Genomic DNA, 11,111 nt, shown 5'->3' with positions numbered 1-11,111 from the left:
TAATTATGCCAATCGGCACAATTCATATTTTGTTTGGTTTAGGGTAGAAGATCAACAATTGCAATTTTACAAAGTGGTGAACGATACTTTTACACTAAAAAATACAGTATCAAACATAGTAACGAATATCAATCAATGGTACGATTTTAAAATAACCTACGATCGCACCACTGGTCGCATAGCTGTTTGGCGCGATAATGTTTATTTGGGAAGTTGGACAGACCCCTCGCCATACAGTACCAATGGTAATTATATCAGCTTTAGAACCGGTAATGCTGTTTTGAATGTTGATGAACTGAAAGTATATCGTTCGCGTTATTCGCAAGTTACGGTAACTGTGGGCGATAGCAGCAAAGATATTCGTTATCAAAATCCCAATTCAACCACCTATGGTGCAAAAATTAAATCGATCGTAGTCGATGCAAACAACAATTTATCGGCTATTGAATACCATGATTTAAATGTTGATTGGACACCCCCAACATATAATGCGACGATTCAAGATGGTATAGCTACTGATGTAGATACTATTACTACATTAAACAATATTGCAGCTAATTGGCTTGCTTTTACAGATAATAATTCAGGTATTAAAGAATACTGGTATTCGGTTGGAACTTCAGTGGGTGATAGCAATGTCGTTAATTGGACGAATGTTCAACTAAATAATAATTTTACAACAAACATTACCTTAACACCAGGTTTTACTTATTATGTAAATGTTAGGGCAGTTAATCATGCAGGAATAAAATCAAATATTTATACTTCTGATGGTGCACTTTATTTGCCAAATGGAAATTTACCTTTAGCTCAATTTTCATCGAGTACGACCGAAGCGTGTTCGGGCACGCCCATACAATTCACTAATCAAAGTATAGCTAGCGATTCTGTTCATTGGATTTTTAATGGAGCGGTACCTAATAATTCCAATCAACCTAATCCAACCGTAATTTATAATAATGCTGGAACCTATGATGTAACGCTTATTGCTTTTAATAGTAATGGCTCCGATACTTTAACTCAAAGTGGTTTTATTAATATTTGGCAAGCTCCGGTAATTCAAATTCAAACCAATGTAATTAACTCGCAAGCACCTTATTATGTTGTTTTCAATAATCAGTCGCAATATGTTGATAATTCTTTTTGGGATTTTGGCGATGGTCAAACTGCAAACGATTTTGCACCATATCATCAATATAACCAAGATGGAATTTATATATATACCTACACAGCTACAAATGCACATTGTACTTCAACCTATTCCGATACAATATTATTAGGAGTATCTGAAATTACTCCAAATCCAAATAATTGTATTTATGTATATCCCAATCCAACTCAAAAATACTTAGTAGTTGAATCAACATCGTTAACTATCGATGCAATAAGTGTATATGGAATTGATGGAAAAGAATTTATTCAAGAAAAAATTTTTAATTCCAAAAATTATATTTATGTCGATAATTTAGAAAATGGTATCTATTTTATTTCTATAAAGCTTTTAAATGGCAATGCCTATAATTATAAGTTTGTTAAACAATGATAAAAAAAAGTATAATTATACTTTTAACGATAATTTATTTTTCTAGCTTAATGGGGCAGGTTAAAACATTAACCGTTGCTCCATTAGGCTTGGTAAATAAAGTAAGGATAAAATATGAACAACAATTAAAACGTAAAGATTGGTCAATAGGGTCCTATTTAAATATTTATTATGCATATTTTCAAGGTTTGCGTATTGATCCTTTTGTGCGTTTTTATTTTTTTTCTGAAAATTTAAAAGGCTTGTATTTACAATTGAAATTGATGGGGGGTATTTATCAAAGCAATTTAGAGTATCATTATTATACTTCAACCGATACACTGTCGACCAAGCATTTGACTACATTTTATAATTACGGTGGAGGACCTGCAATAGGATATCAATGGTATATTAATGATAAAATTCCTCTAGATGTTTTTGCAGGTTTTAATATAAATAAAATGACCGCTCCAAGAATGATTTTAAAGGATAATCAAACTTATGATTTATTCGATGATGTTTTGTGGTATTCTTTTGGACCTGGTAGTATTATACATTTACATGTAGGTATCGGCGTCCGATTTTAATAAAGAAAATTGTTTTAAAACACATTAAAATTGAATTCAAAAATTAACTTTACTATTTTTTTTAGTTATTTTTGAAACGAATAAAAATTTGTTCAAACTAAAGCATAAACCAATTATGGCAATGAAACAAATAGTCGAATGTGTACCAAATTTTAGCGAAGGTCGCAACATGGACATAATTAAACAGATTACTGATGTTATAGAATCTGTAGAAGGTGTTAAATTAATTGATGTTGACCCAGGTAAAGCTACCAATCGAACAGTCGTTACTTTTGTCGGAGAACCCGAAGCCGTATGCGAAGCAGCTTTCTTAGCAGGTAAAAAAGCAAAAGAGCTTATCGATATGACTAAACATAAAGGAGAGCATCCTCGTTTTGGTGCTATGGATGTATGTCCGTTGGTTCCTGTTGCTAATATTACCATGGAAGAAACGGTAGAATATGCTCGAAAATTGGCAAAACGTTTAGGCGAAGAATTGCAATATCCTATTTACTGCTATGAGTTTGCTGCATTTACGCCCGAACGTAAAAACTTAGCATACGTTCGTTCTGGCGAATACGAAGGTTTGCCCGATAAACTCAAAAAGCCTGAATGGAAACCCGATTTTGGTCCAGCCGAATTTGTGCCTAAAACAGGTGCAACAGCTGTTTCGGCTCGTAATTTTTTGATAGCTTACAATGTAAACTTAAATACAACTTCTACTCGCCGTGCTAATGCTATTGCCTTTGACGTACGTGAAAAAGGACGTCCAGTTCGAGAAGGAAATCCATTTACTGGTAAAATTAAAAAAGATGAAAATGGTAACGAAATATGGCAGCCGGGTACACTAAAAGCTGTAAAAGGCATTGGTTGGTATATCGAAGAATTTGGAATTGCACAGGTATCGCTAAATTTAACCGATATTACTGTAACACCCTTGCATGTTGCTTTCGAAGAAGTTTGTAAAAAAGCCGAAGCACGTGGAGTGCGTGTAACTGGTAGCGAAATAGTAGGTGTCGTACCACTTCAAGCAATGCTCGATGCTGGTAAATATTTTCTAAAAAAACAACATCGTTCCATTGGCATCCCCGATGAAGAAATTGTGAAGATTGCCATAAAATCGTTAGGCTTAAATGAGCTCTATCCGTTTGAACCTAAAAAGAAAATTATTGAATATATTCTGCAAGAAAACGAAGCAAAATCGAAAAAGTTGGTTGATTTAACCATGAAAGGTTTTGTTTACGAAACAGCTTCTGAATCGCCAGCACCGGGTGGTGGGTCTATCTCGGCTGCCATGGGAGCTATGGGAGCTGCATTGGGTACTATGGTCGCTAATCTCTCATCACACAAACCCGGATGGGACGAGCGTTGGGAAGAGTTTAGCAATTGGGCAGAAAAAGGTAAAAAATACTACGAACAACTGCTGTTTTTGATTGACGAAGATACCCATGCATTTAATAAAATAATGGATGCATTTTCGTTACCTAAAGGAACGGACGAAGAAAAAGCTATCCGAAAACAAGCTATACAAAATGCTACACGCTATGCTATTGAAATTCCTTTCAAAGTGATGCAAACAGCATATGAATCAATGGAAGTAATGCTTGCAATGGCAGATTCTGGTAATCCAAACTCTGTTACAGATGCAGGTGTTGGAGCCATTGCAGCTCGTAGTTGTGTAATGGGAGCTTACCTCAATGTAAAAATAAATTGCAGTTCATACGAAGATAAAAAATTTGTTGAACATATTATAGCACAAGGAGCTGAAATTGAACAGAAAGCTATTGAATTAGAGAAAAAAATATTAGAAATAGTTAATAGCAAAATAAAATAATATAATAAAGAACTTTTTATGATGCCAGCAAAAGATTATTTTGCTGGCATTTTTTATTCAAAAATCATTTTGTTATATTAAAAAAAGTTTTATATTTGTCTCGCAAATTTAAAATTTTATAATATGAGAAAACAATTACTATTTTTGAGCGTAGGAGTTTTGCTGATGGCTTCTTCGGTATTTGCTCAAACTCAAAAAGCTGTTTCTAAAAAAGATGCAGTTACAAAATCAGCTATCAAAAAAACAGTTTCGCCAAGCGAAATCTGTCCCTCTTTGAATAAGCCTATTCATCATGCCAATGTAACAAAGGCTCAATGGGATGTATTGTACAATTTCAATGCAAATTCATCAGGTCAACAAGCTGTTGAAACCGATGGACAATACATTTATACTGCTAAATGGTCAGCAGATGCCTATATTAGAAAGTACGACTTAAATGGAACGTTGCTCGATTCTTTTACCATTGCTGGTGTCGCTGCTGGTATTCGAGATTTGGCTTATGATGGTACCTATTTTTATGGACGTGCAGGTGCTACTTCTACCAGTATTTATAAAATGGATTTCGTAAATAAAACCTTAGTGGCTACTATTCCAATGGGTGGTGCAACGGTTAGACACTTATCGTACGACCCAACACTCGACGGTGGAAATGGTGGCTTTTGGACAGGCGATTGGAATACATTGAGCTCTCATAAAATGGATGGCTCTCTTATTGCAACCATTACCCCTCCTACTGCTTTTGCAAGTGTTTATGGCACTACCTTCGATGGTACTTCAGCCGGCGGACCTTATTTGTGGGCTTTTAGTCAAGCTGGTACGCCCTCAGATGTAGTATTGTTAAAGTATAATATTGCTAATAATACCATTGACGAAACACACGATTTATCTACTATATCTGGCGTTGACGCTGCGGCATTGGCTGGCGGATTGGGTGGCTCTACTACTTTAGTTCAAGGTTATTTTGTTATTTTAGCTAATTTCCAACAGGATCCTAATAAAATTGCTGTTATTGAAATAGCTACAACTGCTTCGCCAACTGCTCCTGCTGCTCCTGCTAATTTAACGGTAGTTCCTGATGCAAATGGTGCTTTAACGTATGATGTGTCTTGGACCAATCCTACATTAGACGTTGCCGGGAATCCATTAGCTTCAATAACTTCTATTTCATATTATGTTGATGATGTTTTAGTAAATGGTTTGACTTACGATTTGTCTATTGGTGGAATGAATTCTTTTACCGGATTGACCGTTTCTACTCCTGGATATCATACTTTTAAAGTAGTTTGCACCAATGCTTCTGGCGATGGCTTGCCTGCATCGGTTACTGAATGGATTGGTTATATTCCTCCATCTAATATTACAGTTACTAATATAACAGATGTTTCAGCAACCATCAACTGGACACAAACATCAGGCTCACCTGATAGTTGGGACATAGAAGTCGTTTTACACGGAACTACTCCAACAGGTACTCCTACTTTTAATACTACAACAAATCCTTTTACATTTAATGGATTTATTGCTGATAATACTTACGATGTATATATGCGTGCTGTTTATTCAGGTGGAAATTCCGTTTGGGTAGGTCCTACTGTTTTTACAACCGATCATTGCAATCCTGCTAATAAATGTGGTTATATTTTAGAATTTACCGATAGCTATGGTGATGGTTGGAATGGGGCAAGTATTACTATAAATCAAGAAGGTATATTAGTTGGTAATTTTACATTAACTACTGGAACTTCAGGTAATGATACCGTAATGTTATGCCCTAATGCTAACGTTGAATTAATATTTAATAGTGGTAGCTACGATACTGAATGTGGTTTTACATTGAAAGATCCTTTCGGAGGTACATTGACTACTTTTGCTGAAGGTTCTGCTCCCGCAGGTGGTTCAACATTTTTTACATTTACTTCTAGTTGTACTCCCCCTTCGTGTTTAACTCCAACTAATCTAACTGTAACCAACCTTACCACTACATCTGCTCAGTTAATATGGACTGCTGGAGGAAGCGAAACAGCATGGAATATCGAGTATGGACCTGCCGGATTTACACATGGTACAGGTACGGTGATAAATGTAACATCTAATCCTTACACTTTAACAGGTTTAACACAAGGAACTTCTTACGATGTATATATACAAGCCGACTGTGGTAATGGCGATTTAAGTTATTGGACTTCACAGCCAGTTAGCTTTACATTGCCTTGCGATGCATATAATACATTCCCATTTACAGAAAGTTTTGAAGGTTCAGTATTCCCTCCACAATGTTGGATTAACTTAGATGCAGATGGTGATAATAATAAATGGGAAACCAGAAATGCTTCAACACAAGGTTGGAGAATATATGATGGCGATGTTGCTGCTGTTTCGGCTTCATGGACTTCGGCTAGCGGAGCACTTACTCCTAATAACTATTTAATTACTCCACAATTAACTATTGCTAATGCTAATATAGTTTTAAAATGCCACATTGCACCACAAGATCCTGATTGGCCAGCTGAATATTTTGGTGTAGAAGTTTCAACAACTGGAAATGCTCCTGCTAATTTTACAAGCATTTATACTTATACTTTAACAGCTGCTGATACTATTTACAAAGAAGTTATGCTTCCTTTAGCTGCTTACAACGGTCAAAATATTTACATTGCTTTCCGTCATTACAATTGCACCGATATGTTCTACATGCTACTTGACAAAGTTGAAGTTTATGAAAGTAGTAATGTAAATACAAATAATTTGAGCAATGTTTTTGTATATCCCAACCCTGTAGTGAATACTTTAACCGTTGCAAACGACAATGCATTAAGCATTGAAATTTTTAACCTCAACGGCCAAAAAGTTGCTGAATTCAACCATACCAATACGGCTAATGTTGCTAACTTAGCTCAAGGTATGTATATGGTTAAAGTTGTAACCAGTAACCAAGTTATTACACAAAAAATTAATATTGTTCGATAACTGAAAAAAATCTAATAATGAAAGGGCTGTTGGTACGACAGCCCTTTTTTATTACTTTTGTGCGATGAATATTTTGGTCAACACACGGTTATTATTACACGGAAAGCTTGAAGGAATAGGTTTCTATACGCATCAGTTAATGCAAAAAGTGGTAAGAAATCACCCTGAGCACACTTTTTATTTTTTGTTCGATAGACCGTATCATCAGGAATTTATCTACGCTGATAATGTAATTCCTATCGTTGCCGGTTTGCCGGCACGTCATCCATTTTTGTATGTGCTATGGTTTGAATTGACCGTGCCTCGTATAATTAAAAAATATAAAATTGACTTGTTTTTTTCGCCCGATCATTTTTTGTCGCTTAGGGCTAGAGTTCCGACTTTGCTCGCTGTGCACGATTTGAATTTTATGCACCATCCCGAGAATTTACCATTGCTTACTTCAATTTATTATCGCTACTTTTTTCCAAAATTTGTCCGCAAAGCTCATCGTATTATTGCTGTTTCAGAATATACGCAAAAAGATTTATATTCATATTTTAATATTCCTGAATACAAAGTTGATGTGGTGTATAATGCACCAAATTTACCTGTGTGTGTATTATCGCACGAGCAAAAAGTCGCCATTCGACAAAAATATACCGGTGGTAAACCTTACTTTTTTTATTTAGGTTCGTTGCACAAACGTAAAAATATTGGGCGAATGTTGTTGGCTTTCGATGCCTTTTTGACTGAACAAAAATCTGATTATTATCTGGTTATAGGTGGACGAGCGATGTTTTCTGATAAAGAAATGGAAAAAGATTATCAGAAAGTAGTACACAAAGAAAGAATTGTATTTACCGGTAGGTTAAATGACGAAGAAGCAAGTAAGCTTATGGGGGGAGCTACAGCATTGTTGTTTGTCTCGTTGTTTGAGGGTTTTGGAGTACCCATTGTTGAAGCCATGCAATGCGGTGTGCCTGTTATAACTTCTAACCTTACATCTATGCCCGAAATAGCCGACGATGCAGCTGTGTTAGTTAATCCGCTCTCAGTGCAAGAGATAGCTCAAGCAATGACCCAATTGGTCAACGATGAACCTTATCGAAAAAGGCTTATCGAAAAAGGTTTTAGTAGAGTGCAGGTTTTTTCGTGGGATAATTCTGCTGAAAAATTTTGGGAAGCTATTGAAAAAATGTTAAAGTAGCTACAATCCTATTTCTTTGCTTTGAATTTTATTAGATTTGCAAAAAATAATGTTATGCATGGGGAATGGTTTGAATTGATTCAAAAAACATTGATGGTATCGGGCTTTGTACTGATGCTTATGATTGTTATCGAATACATCAATGTTAAAACATCGGGTAAATGGAATCAGGGGTTAGTTAAAAACAACTTTTTTCAGCTTTCAAGTTCAATCTTTTTAGGTTTAACACCCGGATGCGCTGGAACTTTTGCAGTGGTTTCATTGTATTCTCATAATATTTTTGGCTTTTTTGCACTGTTAGGAGCTACTATTGCTACTTTTGGCGATGAAGCCTTTGTTATTTTTTCAGCATCCCCCGAAACAGCTTTCAAATTAACCCTTTGGTTAAGTATTACCGCTATTTTATTAGGACTGCTTTTTATGGTTATTAAGTTGAAGCCAACTGTCAATTTAGAAAAACACTTTGAAACGCACGATGAAGATTGTTGTAAACATTCTGAACATACTCATGTGGTAGATATTACTCATAATTTTAGAAAAATTACAATAGAGCGTGCATTTCTAACGGCAATTATTGTTTTACTAACGCTAAATATTTTATTCCCCGAACATGCCGATCATGCTGAGCATGAACATGATTTATTATCGCCTGAATCGATAGTTTTTTTTATTTTATCATTAGTGTCTTTGTTTATCGTAATGACTGTACCAGAACATTTTCTTAAAGAACATATTTGGGGACATGTGTTGAAAAAGCATTTTGTTCGATTATTTTTGTGGTCGTTTGGAACTATTTTTGCCATTCAAATTTTGCAATTAATTTACCCCATTGACCATTTAGTTTCAAATAATTTGTTTTTAATGTTACTTTTATCGATATTCATAGGTATTCTTCCTATTTCAGGACCTCATTTATTCTTTTTTACATTATTTATGCAAGGATTGATACCTTTTAGTATTCTTTTTGCTAATTCGTTGGTGCAGGAGGGGCATGCCGGTATTCCATTATTAGCAGAAGATAAAAAGGCTTTTGTTTGGATTAAATTCATTAAAATAATTATAGCAATTGGAGTAGGTCTTATTGGTATTAAAATAGGTTTTTAAAACATTTAATTTATGATAAAAAGACTTTTCGTTCTGTTAATTTTTGTTCCGTATTTTCTTTTTGCACAGACAGCAAGAGAAACTGAAATCGTTATTTTGCATGTCAACGATATGCATGGTAAAATCGATAAAATGCCTTATTTGGCTACCATGGTAAAAGAAATTCAGGCAAAGCACAAGCATGTGTTTTTGTTTTCGGCGGGCGATTTGTTTAGTGGTAATCCAATAGTGGATAAATACAGCGAGAAGGGTTTTCCCATCATTGATTTAATGAACATGTTGCCATTTTCGCTTTCTACTATTGGTAATCACGAATTTGATTTTGGTGGCGAGGTATTAGCTAAACGAATCTCCGAACTAAAACATCCTGTGGTAGTTAGCAATATGGTAAAAATGCCAAAATATTTTTCTAAACCAAAACCATTTGAAGTTTTTAAAATAGATGATATTGAAATGGCGGTTTTAGGCATTACGCAGGTAGGAGAGCATGGGGTTCCTGATACCCACCCCGATAGAGTGAAAGAATTTGGATTTGTAGAGGGTAAAAAAATGGCACTTCAAATATTGCCAACATTGAAAAAATATCCTGTACGAATTGTATTATCGCATATGGGAGTCGATAATGATTCGTTGTTGGCATTACAAGCTCCACAAATAACAGCTATTGTAGGAGGACATTCGCATAAAGCATTACAACCCATGAAAGTTGTTAATGGCGTCCCCATTGTGCAAGCCGAGAATTATTTAAAATATCTGGGCATGATGACGATAAAAGTGGTAAATAAGAAAGTGGTTTCAGTTAAAGATACCTTGCTGCCAATCAATAAAAATATTCAACCCGATACTGCACTTTTACGTAAGGTCGAATTTTATAACAACAACGACGAATTTAAGAAAATTGTGGGCTATATAGGCGATACCATTAAGGGCGAAATGGCTTTGGGTTCATTGTTTACCGATGCATTGCAGCGAATTGCCAAAACCGATTTGGCAGTTCAGAATTCGGGTGGTATTCGCGTGCATATGTTGCCCAAAGGTGCAGTAACCGTTCGGCAATTGTACGAATTAGACCCATTTGGCAACGAGTTGATGATTTGTAAACTAAAACCCGAAAATCTTCGTGAAATGATTCAATATGGATATTATAAAGAAGGGAAGTTAGATATTTTTTCTGCTGGATTTAAGTCGCGTGTATATTTAAACGATGTTAATAAGATTGCAAAAATTGAATTGCTCGATAATAACAATCAACCTTTGGATGAAAATAAAGTATATACGGTAGCAATGGGGAGTTATTTATGCAATGCATATCGTTTTGGCAAACAAGGAGAAAGCCAATCAACCAAAATGACCACCACCGATGCTTTGATGAAGTTTCTTTCACAAATAAAATCAGCTAATTATGCTGGTGCAACAAGTAGCGAAATAATACATAAATAAATGGAGTGCAATGAAAATATTATTCCCCTTATTATTTATAGCTTTTTTAACTTCGTGCAAAATAAATGAAGTAGAAGTAAAGAAATTTGAAAGCATCAAATTTAAAAATATTGGCGAAAACAAGGCAAATCTCGAGTTAATGATACCGGTAAATAACCCTAATAAGTTTGGTTTTACTATTTCCGATATTAAGCTTGATTTAGCTCTGAATGGAAAAGAAATAGGGAAGGTAAAAAAAACAACCAAGTTGCGAATACCCCCTCGTTCAAATCAATTGTATCCTGTTGGAATAGAAATTGAAATAGATAAAGCTTTGGGAAATATTACTTCTTTAACCGCAAGTTTACTAAAAAATAAAGTTGGTGTTAAAGCCAAAGGTTATGTCAAGGTGCGTAAGTTTATTTTTACCAAAAAAATCCCCATCGATCAAAATGAAGCTGTAAAGCTGTTTAGAGATAAATAATAATACTCATTTTGTATTTGCTAGGC

At 35.0% G+C, this 11,111-nt stretch carries 8 protein-coding genes; all 8 read left to right on the top strand.

Going from position 1 to position 11,111, the window contains the following annotated elements; translation table 11 throughout:
- Positions 1–1,543, top strand: a 1,543-nt coding sequence (locus HPY79_03830; GenBank protein NSW44938.1) for a T9SS type A sorting domain-containing protein, incomplete at its 5' end; no start/stop codon positions are given.
- Complete coding sequence (locus HPY79_03825; protein NSW44937.1) at positions 1,540–2,109, top strand: DUF3575 domain-containing protein; 570 nt, start codon at positions 1,540–1,542, stop codon at positions 2,107–2,109. The genes HPY79_03830 and HPY79_03825, both read left to right, overlap by 4 nt.
- 121 nt (positions 2,110–2,230) lie before the next feature.
- Positions 2,231–3,922 (top strand): glutamate formimidoyltransferase, encoded by a 1,692-nt coding sequence (gene ftcD / locus HPY79_03820; GenBank protein NSW44936.1) that lies wholly within the window; start codon positions 2,231–2,233, stop codon positions 3,920–3,922.
- Positions 3,923–4,045: 123 nt separating this feature from the next.
- Positions 4,046–6,889 (top strand): fibronectin type III domain-containing protein, encoded by a 2,844-nt coding sequence (locus HPY79_03815; GenBank protein NSW44935.1) that lies wholly within the window; start codon positions 4,046–4,048, stop codon positions 6,887–6,889.
- A 64-nt stretch (positions 6,890–6,953) separates the two neighbouring features.
- Entirely contained in the window at positions 6,954–8,078 is a 1,125-nt protein-coding gene (locus HPY79_03810) for a glycosyltransferase family 4 protein (GenBank protein ID NSW44934.1), read from the top strand.
- Between the two features lie 54 nt (positions 8,079–8,132).
- A complete protein-coding gene (locus HPY79_03805) occupies positions 8,133–9,182 on the top strand; it encodes an arsenic efflux protein (GenBank protein ID NSW44933.1) in 1,050 nt (349 codons plus the stop codon).
- A 12-nt stretch (positions 9,183–9,194) separates the two neighbouring features.
- The gene (locus HPY79_03800; GenBank protein ID NSW44932.1) at positions 9,195–10,622 is read left to right on the top strand and encodes a bifunctional metallophosphatase/5'-nucleotidase; all 1,428 of its coding nucleotides are present in this window, start codon (positions 9,195–9,197) and stop codon (positions 10,620–10,622) included.
- Between the two features lie 10 nt (positions 10,623–10,632).
- Positions 10,633–11,085 (top strand): LEA type 2 family protein, encoded by a 453-nt coding sequence (locus HPY79_03795; GenBank protein ID NSW44931.1) that lies wholly within the window; start codon positions 10,633–10,635, stop codon positions 11,083–11,085.
- The last annotated feature ends 26 nt before the right edge of the window (positions 11,086–11,111 follow it).

It is taken from the genome of Bacteroidales bacterium, from assembly GCA_013314715.1.
GTDB lineage: Bacteria > Bacteroidota > Bacteroidia > Bacteroidales > GWA2-32-17 > Ch61.
Note: the sequence above shows the minus strand (reverse complement) of the source record. Positions and strands in the feature narration are given on the sequence as shown.

Bases quoted from the DNA above. Each gene is read 5' to 3' on its own strand.
- HPY79_03825 (NSW44937.1), top strand. From the start codon at position 1,540: ATGATAAAAAAAAGTATAATTATACTTTTAACGATAATTTATTTTTCT.
- ftcD (NSW44936.1), top strand. From the start codon at position 2,231: ATGAAACAAATAGTCGAATGTGTACCAAATTTTAGCGAAGGTCGCAAC.
- HPY79_03795 (NSW44931.1), top strand. From the start codon at position 10,633: ATGAAAATATTATTCCCCTTATTATTTATAGCTTTTTTAACTTCGTGC.
- HPY79_03805 (NSW44933.1), top strand. From the start codon at position 8,133: ATGCATGGGGAATGGTTTGAATTGATTCAAAAAACATTGATGGTATCG.
- HPY79_03800 (NSW44932.1), top strand. From the start codon at position 9,195: ATGATAAAAAGACTTTTCGTTCTGTTAATTTTTGTTCCGTATTTTCTT.
- HPY79_03810 (NSW44934.1), top strand. From the start codon at position 6,954: ATGAATATTTTGGTCAACACACGGTTATTATTACACGGAAAGCTTGAA.
- HPY79_03815 (NSW44935.1), top strand. From the start codon at position 4,046: ATGAGAAAACAATTACTATTTTTGAGCGTAGGAGTTTTGCTGATGGCT.